We start from the raw sequence: 16,458 nt of genomic DNA on the forward strand, positions 1-16,458 counted from the left end.
CGCGGTCGTCGAGTTGCGCGACCAGGTCAACGCTCGGTGAACGCTGGGACGCGGTGGCTCATTCAACAGTCACGGTGGCATCCGGTGACGTCGCTGTGATCGTCGGTGAAGGGCACTGGGCAGCGCGGGCTTTCACTGCACGCGATCAGGTCGTCGCATCCGGCCGCGATCGCGGCGCGCAGGGTGTCGCGCACCGCGGTCAGCTCGGCGAGCTTCGCGTCGATCTCCGCCAGTTTCGCCGTCGCGCGGGCTTGCAACCCGGCGTCGGCGCGTCGGCGCCCGATCCGGGTGAGGTCGAGCAGTTCGGCGATCTCTTCGAGGGTGAACCCGAGCCGCTGGGCGGCCTTGATCACCCGCAACACCGTCAGCGCTTCCTGCGGATACAGCCGGTGTCCGCCCAGTGACCGCTCCGGTTCGGCGAGCAGCCCACGGCGCTCGTAGTACCGCAGCGTTTGGGTATTCACCCCGGCGGCCGCGGCAAGCCGGCTGGTGCGCAACCCGGTCAACGCCGGTCCCCGCCGATCGCGGCATCGACCCGCACCGCGAGCGCGTCGAGGACCTCGACCTGGTTGCCGGGCACCTCGATGCGCATCACCAGCCCATCGATGGTGGAGTCGAAGGTGAAGGCGAAGAAAGAACAGCAGGCGGACTCGCGGGCGGCAAGATCGCGGGCGGTGGGTTCGGCGTCGGCGTCCAGCAGCAGATCCAGCCGTGTGCGGGTCGGCTGGCGCGCGCGCCGCGCGAACTCGGCGAAGAAGCGGTCGAACTCCGCGACCCGAACCGGTTGCTCGGCGGTGGGCAGGGTGCAGGAGTCCGGCACCCGATCGCCGGGAGAAGGCGTGATCATCGTCATGACCTGACGGTAAGCCTGTACCTGGGTACCGGATGCAACCCGAACAGAACAGTCCGTGCACTCTGTTCGCCCACTGTTCGCTTGCGATCCAGTATTGATATCGATCAATATAGGTCCATGTCGAAGTCGCAGCTTCCGATCGTTCCCGTACAGGCGTGTACGGCCGCGCCGATCGTGCGCCAACCGTTGCCCGCGCAGACCGCCGCCGAGCTGGCGGGGGTGTTCAAGGCGCTGTCGGACCCGGTGCGGCTGCGGCTGCTGAGCGCGATCGCCTCGCGCGAAGGGCAGGAAGCGTGCGTGTGCGATCTGTCCGAGGGCATCGACCTGACGCAGCCGACGATCTCACATCATTTGAAGGTGCTGCGCGAGGCCGGGCTGCTGGCCAGCGAGCGCCGCGCCTCCTGGGTCTATTACCGGGTGATCCCCGAGGCGCTGCAACGGTTGTCGGATGTGCTGCTGGTCGAAAGCGGCGCCGCCGCGGGGGTGCACGCGTGAGCGCCGCCACCACAACACGCGACCATGCCGTGGTGGCGAAGCTGTCGACGCTGGATCGGTTCCTGCCGGTGTGGATCGGTGTCGCGATGGCCGCGGGCCTGCTGCTGGGACGGATGATCCCCGGCCTGGGGGACGGGTTGAGCGCGGTGGAGATCGATGGCATTTCGCTGCCGATCGCGCTCGGGCTGCTGATCATGATGTACCCCGTTTTGGCGAAGGTGCGCTATGACCGGCTCGACACCGTCACCGGCGACCGCAAGCTGCTGATCGGGTCGCTGGTGTCGAATTGGGTGCTGGGTCCAGCGCTGATGTTCGCTCTGGCATGGCTGTTGCTGCCGGACCTGCCGGAGTACCGCACCGGGTTGATCATCGTCGGGTTGGCGCGCTGCATCGCGATGGTCATCATCTGGAACGATCTGGCTTGTGGCGACCGCGAAGCCGCCGCCGTGCTGGTGGCGTTGAACTCGGTGTTCCAGGTGCTGATGTTCGCGGTGCTGGGCTGGTTCTACCTGTCGGTGCTGCCCGGCTGGCTCGGGTGGCAGCAGACCACGATCGACACCTCGCCGTGGCAGATCGCGAAATCGGTGCTGATCTTCCTTGGCATCCCCCTGCTGGCGGGTTACCTGACCCGCCGCTACGGCGAACGCGCCAAAGGCCGCGCTTGGTATGAATCCACACTGCTGCCCCGCATCGGGCCGTGGGCGCTGTACGGGCTGCTGTTCACGATCGTGATCCTGTTCGCCCTGCAAGGCGAACAAATCGCCTCCCAACCCCTCGACGTCGTGCGCATCGCGATCCCGCTGCTGGCCTACTTCGCCATCATGTGGGGCGGCGGCTACCTCTTCGGCGCTGTGATGGGCTTGGGCTACGAACGCACCACCACACTGGCGTTCACCGCGGCGGGCAACAACTTCGAACTCGCCATCGCCGTCGCCATCGCCACCTACGGCGCCACCTCCGGCCAAGCCCTCGCCGGAGTCGTCGGACCCCTGATCGAAGTCCCCGTCCTCGTCGGGCTGGTGTACGTCTCCCTGGCACTACGCACACGCTTCCGTCTCACCACCCCCGCCGCACCCACACCTGCCGACTCGACGCAGGAAAAGGTGCTCGAGCGATGAGCGTGACCCGCGCACTGCTGTTGGTGCCGACCGTATCCGACATCTCCACCAGCTGAAAGGCCATTGATTCATGGCATCCAAGCCCACTGTTCTGTTCGTCTGCGTCCATAACGCCGGCCGCTCCCAGATGGCCGCAGGCTTCCTCGCCCACCTCGCCGGAGACGAGATCGAAGTTCGCTCAGCAGGTAGTGCACCCGCCGAATCCATTAATCCGGCCGCGGTCGAGGCCATGCGCGAGATCGGCATCGATATCTCCGACCGATCGCCCAAGATTCTCACTTTCGACGCCGTGGAAGCCTCCGATGTCGTCATCACGATGGGCTGCGGCGACACCTGCCCGGTATTTCCAGGGGTGAGCTACCGGGATTGGGTGCTCGAGGACCCCGCGGGCAAGGGTGTCGAGTCGGTGCGCCCGATTCGGGATGAGATCAAGACTCTCGTCGAGGAACTCGTCGCCGAACTTCTGCCCGCGCACACCTGACCACGAAACCGTTCGCCGGGCCGCAGCCTCGCCTGTGGGTCGGTACGCGCCATGGCCACCGATCGGGAACGGTCATCGAGAGAACACCGAGCGGGCGAGCCTCGCCTTTCACCCGGGTTTAGAGCCTCGATTCCCGGGTACGGCGAGCGCGTCCGACCAGGAAGAAGGTGCACGATGGCTGCGATGGCGCGTGAAATTCCACCTGTCGAGGCGACGCGGCCGTACCCCGCGCGAGTCGGGCCGAAAGGCTCGTTCCTGTGGAAAATGGTCACCACCACCGACCCCAAAGTGCTCGGAATCCTGTATCTCACCTCGGCGACCGGGTTCTTTCTGATCGGCGGCTTGATGGCGCTGCTGATGCGCGGAGAACTCGCCGCGCCCGGACTGCAATTCCTCTCGCCCGAACAATACAATCAGCTGTTCACCATGCACGGCACCATCATGCTGCTGTTCTACGCGACACCGGTCGTCTTCGGTTTCGCCAACGCCATTCTGCCGTTGCAGATCGGCGCTCCGGACGTGGCGTTCCCCCGGCTGAACGCGTTCAGCTACTGGCTGTATCTGTTCGGGGCTAGCATGGCCACCGCGGGTTTTATCACTCCGGGCGGCGCGGCTGATTTCGGGTGGACCGCTTATACCCCGCTCAGCTTGTCCGAGCACGCGCCGGGAGTGGGCGCGGATCTGTGGATCATGGGTCTCGCCGTCTCCGGTCTCGGCACCATCCTCGGCGCGGTCAACATGACGACCACGGTGATCTGCCTGCGTGCGCCGGGGATGACGATGTTCCGGATGCCCATTTTCACCTGGAACATCCTGGTTACGAGCATCCTGGTGCTCTTGGCCTTCCCGATCCTCACCGCGGCGCTGATGGCGCTGGCCTATGACCGGCATCTGGGTGGTCACATCTACGATCCGGGCACCGGGGGCACGATCCTGTGGCAGCACCTGTTCTGGTTCTTCGGGCATCCCGAGGTGTACATCATCGCGTTGCCGTTCTTCGGCATCGTCACCGAGGTGATTCCGGTGTTCAGCCGCAAACCCATCTTCGGCTACACCGCCCTGGTCTACGCCACCCTGGCCATCGGCGCTTTGTCGGTGGCGGTGTGGGCGCACCACATGTACGCCACCGGCGCGGTCCTGTTGCCGTACTTCTCGCTGATGACCTTCTTGATCGCCGTACCGACCGGGGTGAAATTCTTCAACTGGATCGGCACCATGTGGCGGGGCCAGTTGACCTTCGAGACACCGATGCTGTTCTCGGTCGGGTTCATCGTGACATTCCTGCTCGGCGGCCTGTCCGGCGTCATCCTGGCCAGCCCGCCGCTGGATTTCCACGTGCACGACACCTATTTCGTCGTCGCCCACTTCCACTACGTGTTGTTCGGCACCATCGTGTTCGCCACCTTCGCGGGCATCTACTTCTGGTTCCCCAAACTCACCGGCCGCTTCCTCGACGAGCGGCTCGGCAGAATCCATTTCTGGACCACCCTGATCGGATTCCACCTGACGTTCCTGATCCAGCACTGGCTCGGCAGCATGGGAATGCCTCGCCGCTACGCGGACTACCTACCCGACGACGGATTCACCGCGCTCAATGCCGTGTCCACGATCGGCTCTTTCCTGCTCGGCGTCTCCATGCTCACCTTCGTGTGGAACGTGTTCAAGAGCTGGCGATACGGCGAGGTCGTGACCGTCGATGATCCGTGGGGCCAAGGCAACTCCCTGGAATGGGCGACCACCTCACCACCACCGCGGCACAACTTCTACGAACTGCCGCGCATCCGCTCCGAACGCCCGGCCTTCGAACTGCACTATCCCCATATGTCCGAACGCATGCGCACCGAAGCCCACGCAGGCCGCACCACCCACGTCGCTCACGCTGTGGTCGCGGCAGCGGACCGGCAAGCCGACGTCGACGAGAGGCCGGCATCCGACCAACAATGAGCAGCCGATCCGCGCGGCTGGCTGCGGTGCAGACCGGTTGCGAGTATGGCCGGAAATCTCGATATCGCGTCCGTATCTCTCCTCCGGCCTGCGCGTTCGCCGCCATAGGCTCGAGCGCATGGACAGCCACTACGACGTGCTCGTCATCGGGTCCGGCTTCGGCGGCAGCGTTGCCGCCCTGCGGTTGACCGAGAAGGGATACCGGGTCGGCGTGCTGGAGGCCGGTCGCCGATTCGCCGACGACGAGTACGCGAAGAACTCCTGGCATCTGCGCGAGTACCTGTGGGCGCCGAAATTCGGCTGCTACGGCATCCAGCGGATGACGCTGCTCAACGACACTTTCGTCATGAGCGGGACAGGGGTCGGGGGCGGGTCGCTGGTGTACGCCAACACGCTGTACGAGCCGCCGGAGAAGTTCTACCGCGACAAGCAGTGGGCGCACATCACCGATTGGCGCTCCGAGCTGGCGCCGTGCTACGACCAGGCCAGACGAATGCTCGGCGTCACGCAGAATCCGGCGACCACTCCGACCGACCGGATTCTGCGTTCGGTGGCGCAGGACATGGGCATCGGCCATACCTACCGCCGCACGCCGGTGGGTGTGTTGTTCGCCGACAACGATTCCCGCCCCGGCCAGCAGATCGCAGACCCGTATTTCGGCGGAGCCGGACCGGCGCGCTCGACCTGCACGCACTGCGGCGAGTGCATGACCGGTTGCCGGCACGGCGCGAAGAACACGCTGGTGAAGAACTACCTCTATCTGGCCGAAAAGGCCGGGGCCACAGTGCACCCGTTGACGACGGCGACGGACGTGCGGCCGCGGCCTGCGGGCGGCTACGAAGTACGGACGGTGCGCACCGGGCGATGGGTCCGCAAGGCGAAGCAGACGTTCACCGCGGACCAGGTGATCTTCGCGGCGGCCGCGCTGGGCACCCAAAAACTGCTGCACCGGCTGCGTGACAGCGGCAGCCTGCCGCATGTCTCGCCGCGGCTGGGGCATCTTGCCCGCACCAACTCCGAAGCGGTGCTCGGCGCGCGCTCTCTGCGCAGGGACGCCGACTTCACCAAAGGTGTCGCGATCACCTCATCGATCCACCCCAATGATCACACCCACATCGAGCCGGTCCGCTACGGCAAGGACAGCAACGCGATGAGTTTGCTGACCACCGTGCTGGTGGACGCTCAGGAAGGCAGGGCGCGCTGGTTGCTGGGAGTGAAGGAACTGATCGCGCAACGCCGCCATCTTATTCGGCTGCACAGTCCGCGACGCTGGTCAGAACGCATGATCGGCGTGCTCGTCATGCAGAACGTCGACAACTCGATCGTGACCTACACCAAGCGCGGCTTGTTCGGCAGGCGAATGACGACCAAGCCGGGGGAGGGCGTCGCGCCGCCGACCTGGATTCCGGAAGGCCACGAGGTCACCAGGCGGATCGCCGAGAAGATCGGCGGCCTTCCGCAGGGGGCCTGGACGGAGCTGGTGAACATCCCGATCACGGGTCACTTCATCGGCGGCTGCGCCATCGGCGACTCGGCCGAGACCGGCGTCGTGGACCCGTATCACCGCGTCTACGGTCACCCCGGCCTGCACATCACCGACGGCTCGACCATTTCGGCGAACCTGGGCGTGAATCCCTCCCTGACCATCACCGCCCAAGCCGAACGCGCCATGTCGTTGTGGCCGAACAAGGGCGAGGACGACCCGCGCCCGCCCCTCGGGGACGCCTACCGCCGACTCGCGCCGATCGAACCGAAGAACCCCGTGGTGCCGGTCGCCGCGCCCGGCGCACTGCGACTGCCGATCACCCCGGTCTGAGCGGGCGGAAAACCGGTCGCGTGCGGGCGGGCCCGATGACAGGATCGGGTCGTGCCCGGTCATGTCACCCTCGAACCGCTCCATGAAGACCTGCTGACCGATCTGCTGCGCACCGCGGTGGCGGACGCGGAGCCAGGCGAAGTGATGCCGGTCGAAGGACCCGATACGAGCTGGAATGCCGACCGGGAGGCGAGCTTCCGGAAGTTCCATCGAAGCCGGGCGCTGGCGAGTCCGCCGGTCGAATCGACCTATTGCGTATGCGCGGACGGTGAGGTGGTCGGGGCTGCGCGCCTGTGTCCGCTCCCCACCGCGAAGGGTGCAGCGGAGGCGGGCGTATGGATCGGCCGCTCCCGCCGGGGATCGGGCGTCGGAACGGCGGTGCTCACCGCATTGATCCAGCGCGCGACCGTCGAGGGCTACTCGCGAATCTTCGTGAGCACCACAGCGGACAACACGGCGGTGCTGCGCATGCTCACCGCCCGCGGGATCGGATACACCGTGAACGACGATGCGGTCACCGCTTGGGTGAGCTGCCGTTGAGCTATCGCGCCGCGCTACTCGGCCTTGCCGGAGTCAGGGCCCGCGAACACGCCACGGCGCAGGCGCGGCAAAATGACACCGTGCGCATCTTCCTGGCCGGTGCGACCGGCGTGATCGGTGTCCGCTTGCTTCCGCTGCTGATCGAGGCGGGGCACGAGGTGGCGGGGATGACCCGGTCGGCGGCGAAGGCCGACCAGGTGCGGGCGGCGGGCGCCGAGCCGGTGGTGTGCGATGTCTACGACGTGGAAGCTGTGATCGCCGCGGTGGCCGGGTTCGGAGCCGACATGGTGATGCATCAGCTCACGGATCTGCCGGACGACGCGGCATTGCTGCCGGAGCGGGCCGAGGCGAACGCGCGCATCCGCACCGAGGGCACCCGGAACTTGATCGCCGCCGCGCGGGCAGCGGGGGCCAAACGCTTTCTCGCGCAGAGCATCGCGTGGGAGCCGCCCGCGGGCCGGGGTGCGGTGATCCAGGAGCACGAAGCGGCCGTGCTGGACTTCGACGGTGTGGTGGTGAAGTACGGCCAGTTCTACGGGCCGGGCACCTATTTCGAGACCGAACTGCCCCCGCACCCGCGCGTGCACGTCGACGACGCCGCGGAGCGGACGATTCCGCTGCTCGACGCGTCGAGCGGTGTGGTGATCGTCGCCGACGCTTCCTGACGCGGGTCAGGAGGCGCAGGGGCCGGTGTCGACGGGCCGGTCGGATCGCCATGCGTGGTCGAGTCGATCGAGGACCTCCGGCAGGCTCGTGGCGAACCCGACGTTGCTGTCGTTCTCGTCGACACCGAACACGATGCCCAGCACGCGCCCGTCGCGGTCGACCAGCGGCCCGCCCGAATTGCCGTGCTGGATCGAACCGTCCAGGGTGTAGATCTCGCGTTCTCCCAGACCGGTGCGGTAGATGTCGCGCACCTGGCGCGCGGCCCGGCTGCGCACCCGGGTGGCGGACGCGGTGTAGGACCCGCCCCTGGGATAGCCGAGCGCGATCGCGTCGGCCCCGGGCCCGGCGGGTTCGGGCGCGACGGTCAGGGCTGGTGCGCCGAGGCCGGGGACGGCGAGCACCGCGATGTCCATGATCGGATCGAACTGCACGACCGTCGCGGGGAGCGGTCCCGTCGCCGCGTCGACGGACACTTTGCCGGCTCCGGCGACGACGTGAGCGTTGGTCAGCACTCGTTCCGCGGCGATGACGAATCCGGAACCGGATTGGCGTATTCCGCAGGTCGGTGCCAGGTCTTGGATACGAAGGACACTGGGCCGCAGTTCGGCGGGCATCGGTCCCTCGACGATGCGGGGATCGACCGGCGCGAGCGGGCGGGCGAGCCCGGCGTCCCTGATCGGGCCGGTGAGCACCTCGGACAAGCCGGTCAGCCAGAACGGCGCCACGCTGTCGACGGTCCGCACCGTCGCCGAATGACGCACCAAGGCGGCGGATTCCATTGGCGCGGTGAACAACCACACCACCAGGGGGACCGCGAGCGCATGGGTGAGGCATCCGAAGAGAGCGTCCGCGCGTCGTGCGACGGGAGCGGAGACCCCGGCGCGCGCGGCGCATCCGGCCCGGTGCCCGGCGACCGCGCCGAAGGCGACCAATCCGACGATCACCGTCAGCACCAGCAATAGCCGCACGGCGCCCGGAGCCAGCTGGCCGAGGGCCGTCGCCGAGAGCGCCGCACCGAGGATGGCTCCGGCCAAGGCGCCGGCGAAACCGGGCAGCCCCACGATCGCGCCGCGGCGCCAGCCCAGCACCGCGGCGGCCACGAGGATGCCGAGCACGGCGAGATCCAGCCAGTTCGGCACGGTCAACGCCACACTCCCGTCGCTGATGAGGAAGACGGCGACGCACTCGTCGCCGGCCGTCCCGCCGCCGCCCGGCTATAACCCGGCTAGCGAGTCGGCAACGGTCGAGCCGCTAATCTAATCAGCGATTCGAGCTGCGGCAACCACGTCGCGCTAGGCCGTGGGCTGGGTCGCCAGCGCCCGCCGGGCATACGCGCGCACATCGGCGTCGGTGTCATCGATCGCGGTGCGCAGCGCGTCGTGCGCTGCCGGTAGGTCCGGCCACGCCGACAGCGACAGCACCGCCGCCTTGCGGACGTCGAGATGCGGATCGTGCAGGGCCGCGGCCAGGACAGCCACCGCGAGATCCGGGTCGGCGCCGGCGAGCCCGCGCGCCGCGCCCACCCGGATCTGCCAGGCCGAGTGGCCAACCGCGGTCTCCAGCGCCGTGACGTCGGTTGGCTCGGCGCCCAGCTGTGCGAACGCGGTCAGAGCCGCGGCGCGCACCAGCGGATCCGGGTCGGCGGCGAGACGGCGGATCACCTCTGTTCCGCCGTCGCCGATGGCGGCAAGGCCGTGGGCGACCGCGATCCGCACTTCTCGGTTGTCGTCCGCGGCGAGCGTGGCCACTCCGGTGCGATCGTTCAGCGAGACCAGCGCGCGGACCGCCTCGATGCGGACGCGATGATCCACGTCGGCCAGGGCCGCGCGATACCGCGCGGCATCGCCCGCCCGCAGCGCGCGCAACAGGTCGATCACGGTGGCCCGCACGACGGGATCACTCGAATCGAGCCGGTCGGCGAGCCCGGCCGCCGAGGGCAGGACCTCCACGAGTTCACGCAGGCCTGCCGCGGCGACGCGCCGCACCGAGGCCGCCTCGTCATCCAGGGCGTCGGCCAAGGCGGTCGCGAAGCCCTCCGGTGTGTGCTCGGTCAGCACCGAGATCGCCGCGGCCCGAACGCCCGCGTCCGGATCCGTCAGATAGGACGACAGATGCGCCACGGTGGGTTCGTCGAGCGCGAGCAGCTCGACGATTCTCGGCGACGGGGGAGTGGCGGGCTGCGCCGAAGTGCCGGATCCGGCGCGATCCTGCTCAACGGCGGCGGTGTGCGGCGCACGGCCTGCGATCAGGTGCGGTTGGTGCACCGTGACGGCGTCGGCATCGGCCGAGGGCAGGTCGTCGAGCCCGGGAACCGGAACCAGATACGGCGCCACCGGCCGCTTCAGGAACGCCATGGTTCCGTCGGGGTTCTTGCGCAGGTTCAGGTGGTATCGCCATTCGACGTCATCGCGTTCGGGTAGGTCGGCGCGCTCGTGGTAGAGGCCCCAACGGGATTCGGTTCTGGTCAGTGAGCTGCGGGCGGCCATTTCGGCGCAGTCGCGGATGAACGACACCTCCACCGCGCGCATCAGCTCGTGCGGGGTGCGCGCGCCGATGCCCTCGACCTCTTCGCGCATCCGGTCGAAGGTCTCCACCGCGATGGCCAGCTTGGTGGCCGTCTTGGGCGGCGCCACATAGTCGTTCACGAATCGGCGCAGCTTGTATTCGACCTGCGGCTGCGGCGGCCCGTCCGGGTGGCGCAGCGGCCGGTAGATCAGCTCGTGCGCCGCGGCCAGCTGATCTTCGGGCAGCTCGGCGGGCGCGGCGAGGTCCTCCAGGGTGGACGCGGCATGCGCACCGGCGAGATCGCCGAAGACGAAGGCGCCGATCATATAGTTGTGCGGCACGCACGCCAGATCGCCCGCGGCGTACAAGCCGGGCACCGTGGTGCGGGCGTGCTCGTCGACCCACACGCCGGAGGCGGAGTGTCCACCGCACAGGCCGATCTCGGAGATGTGCATCTCGATGTCGTGGGTGCGGTAGTCGTGGCCGCGGTTGGCGTGGAAGGTGCCGCGGGTCGGCCGCTCGGTGGTGTGCAGGATGCCCTCGAGCGTGCTGAGCGTCTCGTCGGGTAGGTGCGACACCTTGAGATAGATGGGGCCGCGCGCGGACTCGATCTCGCGCTTGACCTCGGCCATCATCTGGCCGGACCAATAGTCGGAGTCGACGAAGCGCTCGCCGTCGGCGTTGACCTGGTAGCCGCCGAAGGGGTTGGCGACGTAGGCGCAGGCGGGGCCGTTGTAGTCCTTGATCAGCGGGTTGATCTGAAAGCATTCGATGCCGCTGAGTTCGGCGCCCGCGTGATAGGCCATCGCGTAGCCGTCCCCGGCGTTGGTCGGGTTCTCGTAGGTGCCGTACAGGTACCCGCTCGCGGGCAGTCCGAGCCTGCCGCACGGTCCGGTGGCCAGGATGACCGCCTTCGCGCCGACGGCGACGAATTCGCCGGTGCGGGTGTGCAGTGCGGCGGCGCCCACGGCGCGTCCGTTGTCGGTGAGAACGCGCACCGGCATGAGCCGGTTCTCGATGCGGATCCTCTCGCGCATCTTGCGCTGGCGCAGTACCCGATACAGCGCCTTCTTGACGTCCTTGCCCTCGGGCATCGGCAGCACGTAGGAGCCGGAGCGGTGGACGCGGCGCACCGCGTACTCGCCGTACTCGTCCTTCTCGAACTTCACGCCGTAGCGCTCGAGCCGCTGCACCATGGCGAAGCCGCGCGTCGCGGTCTGGTACACGGTGCGCTGGTTCACGATTCCGTCGTTGGCCCTGGTGATCTCGGCAACGTAGTCCTCCGGTTCGGCCTTGCCCGGGATCACGGCGTTGTTCACGCCGTCCATGCCCATGGCAAGCGCACCGGAGTGCCGCACGTGCGCCTTCTCCAGCAGCAGCACGTTCGCGCCCTGCTCGGCGGCGGTGAGCGCGGCCATGGTGCCCGCCGTGCCGCCGCCGATCACGAGCACGTCGCAGTCCATCCGGATGCGTTCGGACAGTTGCGGAATGTTCACAGCTTCTCCAGGATCTCGGCCTTCGTCGCGGCCCGGTCGATCGCTTCCCGCGGGCTGGGCACCGGTACCACCGCCCGCAGGGTGCCGCCGCCGAGCACGGCGATGCGGTCGCCGAGCAGCAGGGCCTCGTCGAGATCGTGGGTGACGAAGACGATGGTGGTGGGGTGGGCGCGCCAGGTCTGGATCAGCAGGCGCTGCATGGTTTCTCTGGTCTGAGTGTCCAGCGCGCCGAAGGGCTCGTCCATCAGCACGGCGCGCGGCGCGGCGGCCAGGCTGCGCGCCAGCTGAACGCGCTGGCGCATGCCGCCGGACAGGTCGCGGGGCAGATAGTCGGCGTATCCGGTGAGCCCGACCTCGTCCACCCAGTGCAGGGCGGCGGCTCGCCGCTGGGCGCGGGGCGTGCCGCGCAGGCGCAGCGCGAGTTCGATGTTCTGTCGCACGGTGCGCCACGGCAGCAACGCGTCGTCCTGGAACACCAAGGCGCGGTCGGCGGCGGGGCCGGTAACGGGGGCGCCGTCGGCGAGGATGGCACCGCCTTCCGGGGTGCGCAGCCCGGCGACCGCGCGTAGCAGGGTCGACTTGCCGCAGCCGGATTTGCCGACCACGACCAGAATTTCCCCCGGCGCGATCGACAAGTCGAGTCCGTGGAGCACCGGTTCGCCGCCGTAGGCGATCCGGACACCGGTGAGGCTCAGGCGCATTCCGGTCGAGGCCGGGGCGTCGATCACTGTGGTCATACTTCGACCTCTCTGGGAAGCCAGCGGGTGATACGGCGGCCGGCCAGCTCGACCAGCCCCGATGTCGCGAAACCGAGGACGCCGATGGTGATCATGCCGACGAACACCGCCGGATAGTCCACGATGGTGTAGGCCTGCCAGGTGCGGTAGCCGACGCCGAGCCGTCCGGAGATCATCTCCGCGGAGATGAGGCAGATCCATGCCACGCCGACGCCGACCGACAGTCCACTGAAGACACCGGGCAGGATGCCGGGGAACACCACCCGCGCCAGCACGTCCAGCCGGGACGCGCCGAGCGTGCGGACCGCGTCCTCCCAGATCGTGGGCAGGGCGCGCACCGCGTGCCGGGTGCTGACCAGCACCGGGAACAGCGACGCGGTGAAGGTGATGAACACGATGCCCGACTCGTCGCTGGGGAACAGCAGGATCGCTACCGGGACAAGGGCGATGGCCGGGATCGGCCGGATCAGTTCGGCCAGCGGGCCGATGGTGTCGGCGAACAGCCGCGACCGGCCCAGGCCGATGCCCGCGATCACGCCGACCACCGCGGCCAGTCCGAATCCGGTGACGATCCGCAGCAGCGATTGGGCGATATCCAGGTAGTACTGCTCGGCGCGCAGTTGCGTGCCGAATTCGGCGACGATCTCGGTGACGGTGGGCAGGGTGTCGAAGCGCAGGCCCGCCCGCACGTTGGTGACCGTGAGCAGTTGCCACAGACCCACCGCGACGGCGACCGAGGCGACCCGCAGCAGCCGGGAGCGCCATGCCGAGCGCGGTGCGGGGGCGGTCTCCGGCCGGGTCACGGCGGCCTCCGCCGCGCCCGCCCGCACCGCTGGGACGGCGAGTTCGCTGGTCATCCGCGTACTTCCGTGACGGCCTGGTCGTAGGTGACCGGTGCGGCGGACGGATGCGCCTGCCGGTAGCGCTGCGCGGCGGCGGCGGTGGTGAAGGGCAGGTAGCGGGCGCCGTCGCGCAACCAGATCGACTTGTCGGCGAACCAGCGCGTGCCGAGTTCGGTGTCCGGGATGTAGGCGGCGCGGATCGTTTTGCCCTGCGCCTTCGCGGCCTGGATCGCGCGCAGCAGGCAGGTCGGGTCGGCGGCCGGTTGGGGTTTCGGTTCCCCGTCCAGCCACAGTTCACCTGCCAGTGCGGGATTCTCGGCCGCGATGCCACAGACGGGATCGCTGCCGGTGACCCGCGTCGGGTTGGCGGTGTCGGTCGATTCCCGGTCGTAGTCGCGTCCGGCGTCGGCGAACGCTTTGCGCAGCGGCGCGTCGTCGACGAACCGGTCGATGTCCAGGTCGGCGAAATCTCCAATCGACTTCAGGTAGGCCACATCGCCTTTGAGCGCCGCGATCAGGCTCGGCTCGAGCGTGGTGTCGAAACTCGTTCCGCCGGGACCGTTGTAGAGATACACCACCTCGTGAGGCAGACCGGAGCCGTCGGCGACGATCTTCGCGGCTTCGAACGGCTTCTCCCGCAGGAACTGGGTGGCGTCCAGTTGCGCGGCGAGGAACGCCTGGAGCACTTCCGGGTGATCGGCGGCGTAGGAACGCCGGGCCACCACGCCGTGGAAGGTCGGCACGCCGAGTTCGGCGCCGTCGTAGAGCAGTTTGGCCTTGTTCTGGAAGACGACCAGGCCGGGCCATGCGACGAACTGCGACAGCGCGCCCACCTGGCGCGATTCCAGCGCGGTCGCGCCGACCTGCGGCTGCTGGTTGAGCACCTCCACGCCCTTGGCCGGATCGATTCCGGCCCGCGACAGCGCCTGCACCAGAGTGCCGTGTCCGGCCGAGCCGACGCTGGCCGAGATCTTCTGCCCGGCCAGGTCGGTGATGGTGGTGGCCGCCGAGTCGTTCGGCACCACGACCATGTTCAGCGCGCCTTTGGGGTTGTACCCGGTGACCGACACCAGTGCGGTGCGCGCCCGCTCGTTGGCCTGGGTGCGGGAGCCGTTGATCAGCAGGGGGTAATCGCCCATAGAACCGATGTCGATCTTCTCGGCCACCATTTGCGCGGTGATCGGCGCGCCGGTGTCGTAGTCCTGCCATTCGACCTGGTATTTCGCCCCGCCGTTATCGGTGATCTTCTGTAGCCGCTGCTCGAGGTAGCCCTGCGCGCGCAGCAACGTGCCCGCGGTGACGGTGTTGATTGTTTTGGACTGGTAGCCGACGACCACCTTGACGGTGCCGGCCGGGGTGTCGTCGGACTGCTCGAGCGAGCACCCGGTCAGCGCGAGCGCGGCGGCGAGCAGGACGGGGACGAGTTTCACTTTCATCGGTCTTCCAGATCAGCGGAGCAGGTAGGGCATGTTGACGGTCACGGCTCCGGTGGGGCAGCGGGCCGCGCAGGGGCCGCAGTACCAGCACTCGTCCACGTGCATGAAGGCCTTGCCGTTGTCGGGGTTGATGGCCAGCGAGTCGAGCGGGCAGATCTCCACACAGAGGGTGCATCCCTGGATGCAGAGGGATTCGTCGATGGTGACGGGGATGTCGGCGCGCTGGTTCACGAGTGCCATCTAAAGGACCTTCCATTCGGGGGTGCTGCGGGTCAGGCTGCCGCGCATGGTGATTCGGTCGCCGCGCATCCGGATGTATTCCAGGTCGACCGGGCGGCCGTCGTCCAGGCGCGTCAGTCGCTCCAGCATCAGCAGCGGCGCACCGCCGGGAACGTCGAGGGTGGAGGCGGTGTGCGGGTCGGCGGGAACGGCCTCCACAGCGAGGTCGGCGGAGCCGAGGGAGTGGCCGCTGATGCGTTCCAGCAGCACGAAGACATCGGTGTGCTCGAGGTCGTGGCCGAGCACCTCGGTGCCGATGTCGGGCGTCAGATAGGTGAGGTCGAGGCTCAGCGGCAGATCCGCCAGGTAGCGCAGCCGCTCGAGGTAGACCACGCGCTCGCCCGGCGCCAGACCGAGCCTGCGCGCGACGGCGGGCGGCGCGGCGACGTGCATCGCCGCGCGCACCTCGTTGCGCACGGTGCCGTGGCCTTTGAAGGTCTCCTGCAACCCCAGCAGCGCGTCGAGCCCGTGGTCGTACTTGCGGGTGGCCACCCGGGTGCCCACTTTGGGCGCCCGGTCGATCAAGCCCTCGTCCTTCAGCAGCGTCAGGGCGTCGCGGACGGTATTGCGGGAAGCGCCGTATTCGGCGGCGAGCTGCTGTTCGCTCGGCAGCGCGCCGTCGAACGCGCCCGCGTGCAGTTGATGGCGCAAGATGTCGGCCACCCGCCGCGCTTGATCGGCGCGCAACTGCCGCACCGGCGTGGGTTCCGCTGCCACTTTCTCCGCCTTTCCGTCGCTGACCTGCACGAATAGCGACGATAACGGGGGTTGCGGGCGGGGCCGTGCCGGTGTTCGCGCCCGCGGAATTCAGGGGATGTTATTGCGCCGGGCTCCGCCCGGTCCGACCTGGCGATATGCGCCGCTGTTCGGGGAATACGCCACGTAGTGCGCCGTGCCTCGAATTCCGATCACGGCGATTCGAAAAGGGGAACGCGGGGGCTGAGCGGCCCTTGTTTACTGTCGCGCACCGTAGGTACCTAGGAATCGACCGGCGAATCTCCGAAGTCGCCGCACTGTCTAGGTGTACTGACCTGAGAGGTTGGGGACGCGGCTGGCTGGTGGGTGTCCGCCGAGTGCGGTGTGGCCGCGGTGGTGATTGTAGGCGTGAAGCCAGTCGGTGAATGCGGCGCGGCGTTCGGTTTCGGACCGGTAGGGGCGGGCGTAGGCCCATTCCTCGAGCAGGGTGCGGTTGAACCGTTCGACCTTGCCGTTGGTCTGCGGCCGGTAGGGCCGTGTGCGTTTGTGCGTGA

The 16,458-nt window shown here is 68.3% G+C and carries 17 protein-coding genes; 7 read left to right on the top strand and 10 right to left on the bottom strand.

Annotation, left to right across the window (positions count from 1 at the left end):
* Positions 1-62: 62 nt before the first annotated feature.
* Positions 63-506, bottom strand: a complete 444-nt coding sequence (locus tag M8859_RS12640) for a MerR family transcriptional regulator (protein WP_195070609.1) — start codon at positions 504-506, stop codon at positions 63-65.
* Complete coding sequence (locus M8859_RS12645; RefSeq protein WP_195070608.1) at positions 503-853, bottom strand: hypothetical protein; 351 nt, start codon at positions 851-853, stop codon at positions 503-505. The genes M8859_RS12640 and M8859_RS12645 overlap by 4 nt, the downstream gene beginning before the upstream one ends.
* Positions 854-970: 117 nt before the next feature.
* On the opposite strand from M8859_RS12645, the gene M8859_RS12650 reads away from it, so the two are divergent.
* From M8859_RS12650 to M8859_RS12680, 7 genes are all read left to right on the top strand, one after another.
* On the top strand, positions 971-1,348 hold the full coding sequence (locus M8859_RS12650) for an ArsR/SmtB family transcription factor (protein ID WP_159928223.1): 378 nt from the start codon (positions 971-973) through the stop codon (positions 1,346-1,348).
* Positions 1,345-2,466 carry an ACR3 family arsenite efflux transporter gene (gene arsB / locus M8859_RS12655; protein WP_249644247.1) on the top strand — a complete coding sequence of 374 codons (1,122 nt, stop codon included), beginning with the start codon at positions 1,345-1,347 and terminating at the stop codon, positions 2,464-2,466. Before M8859_RS12650 ends, arsB begins: the two co-directional genes overlap by 4 nt.
* A 70-nt stretch (positions 2,467-2,536) precedes the next feature.
* Positions 2,537-2,947 carry an arsenate reductase ArsC gene (locus tag M8859_RS12660; protein WP_159928219.1) on the top strand — a complete coding sequence of 137 codons (411 nt, stop codon included), beginning with the start codon at positions 2,537-2,539 and terminating at the stop codon, positions 2,945-2,947.
* Positions 2,948-3,130: 183 nt separating this feature from the next.
* Positions 3,131-4,891 (top strand): aa3-type cytochrome oxidase subunit I, encoded by a 1,761-nt coding sequence (gene ctaD, locus M8859_RS12665; protein ID WP_370523819.1) that lies wholly within the window; start codon positions 3,131-3,133, stop codon positions 4,889-4,891.
* A gap of 118 nt (positions 4,892-5,009) precedes the next feature.
* Complete coding sequence (locus tag M8859_RS12670; RefSeq protein ID WP_249644248.1) at positions 5,010-6,707, top strand: GMC family oxidoreductase N-terminal domain-containing protein; 1,698 nt, start codon at positions 5,010-5,012, stop codon at positions 6,705-6,707.
* A gap of 51 nt (positions 6,708-6,758) precedes the next feature.
* A complete protein-coding gene (locus M8859_RS12675; RefSeq protein WP_159928213.1) occupies positions 6,759-7,247 on the top strand; it encodes a GNAT family N-acetyltransferase in 489 nt (162 codons plus the stop codon).
* A complete protein-coding gene (locus tag M8859_RS12680; protein ID WP_308221194.1) occupies positions 7,229-7,912 on the top strand; it encodes an NAD-dependent epimerase/dehydratase family protein in 684 nt (227 codons plus the stop codon). Before M8859_RS12675 ends, M8859_RS12680 begins: the two co-directional genes overlap by 19 nt.
* A gap of 6 nt (positions 7,913-7,918) precedes the next feature.
* Here the strand turns inward: M8859_RS12680 and M8859_RS12685 are convergent, their stop codons facing one another.
* From M8859_RS12685 to M8859_RS12720, 8 genes are all read right to left on the bottom strand, one after another.
* On the bottom strand, positions 7,919-9,052 hold the full coding sequence (locus M8859_RS12685) for a MarP family serine protease (RefSeq protein ID WP_236565635.1): 1,134 nt from the start codon (positions 9,050-9,052) through the stop codon (positions 7,919-7,921).
* A gap of 153 nt (positions 9,053-9,205) precedes the next feature.
* Complete coding sequence (locus tag M8859_RS12690) at positions 9,206-11,914, bottom strand: fumarate reductase/succinate dehydrogenase flavoprotein subunit (protein ID WP_159928209.1); 2,709 nt, start codon at positions 11,912-11,914, stop codon at positions 9,206-9,208.
* Positions 11,911-12,651 carry an ABC transporter ATP-binding protein gene (locus M8859_RS12695; RefSeq protein ID WP_195070606.1) on the bottom strand — a complete coding sequence of 247 codons (741 nt, stop codon included), beginning with the start codon at positions 12,649-12,651 and terminating at the stop codon, positions 11,911-11,913. Before M8859_RS12695 ends, M8859_RS12690 begins: the two co-directional genes overlap by 4 nt.
* Entirely contained in the window at positions 12,648-13,508 is an 861-nt protein-coding gene (locus M8859_RS12700) for an ABC transporter permease (protein ID WP_195070605.1), read from the bottom strand. The genes M8859_RS12695 and M8859_RS12700 overlap by 4 nt, the downstream gene beginning before the upstream one ends.
* Positions 13,505-14,929: an ABC transporter substrate-binding protein gene (locus M8859_RS12705; protein ID WP_249644249.1), complete on the bottom strand. Its 1,425-nt coding sequence runs from the start codon at positions 14,927-14,929 to the stop codon at positions 13,505-13,507. Before M8859_RS12705 ends, M8859_RS12700 begins: the two co-directional genes overlap by 4 nt.
* 12 nt (positions 14,930-14,941) lie before the next feature.
* Positions 14,942-15,169, bottom strand: coding sequence for a 4Fe-4S dicluster domain-containing protein (locus M8859_RS12710; protein ID WP_043690033.1), 228 nt, complete (start codon positions 15,167-15,169; stop codon positions 14,942-14,944).
* Positions 15,170-15,955, bottom strand: a complete 786-nt coding sequence (locus M8859_RS12715) for a GntR family transcriptional regulator (protein WP_195070603.1) — start codon at positions 15,953-15,955, stop codon at positions 15,170-15,172.
* 270 nt (positions 15,956-16,225) lie between these two features.
* A partial coding sequence (locus M8859_RS12720) for an integrase core domain-containing protein (protein WP_249643902.1) occupies positions 16,226-16,458 on the bottom strand: 233 nt, incomplete at its 5' end.

The organism is Nocardia sputi (assembly GCF_023501985.1).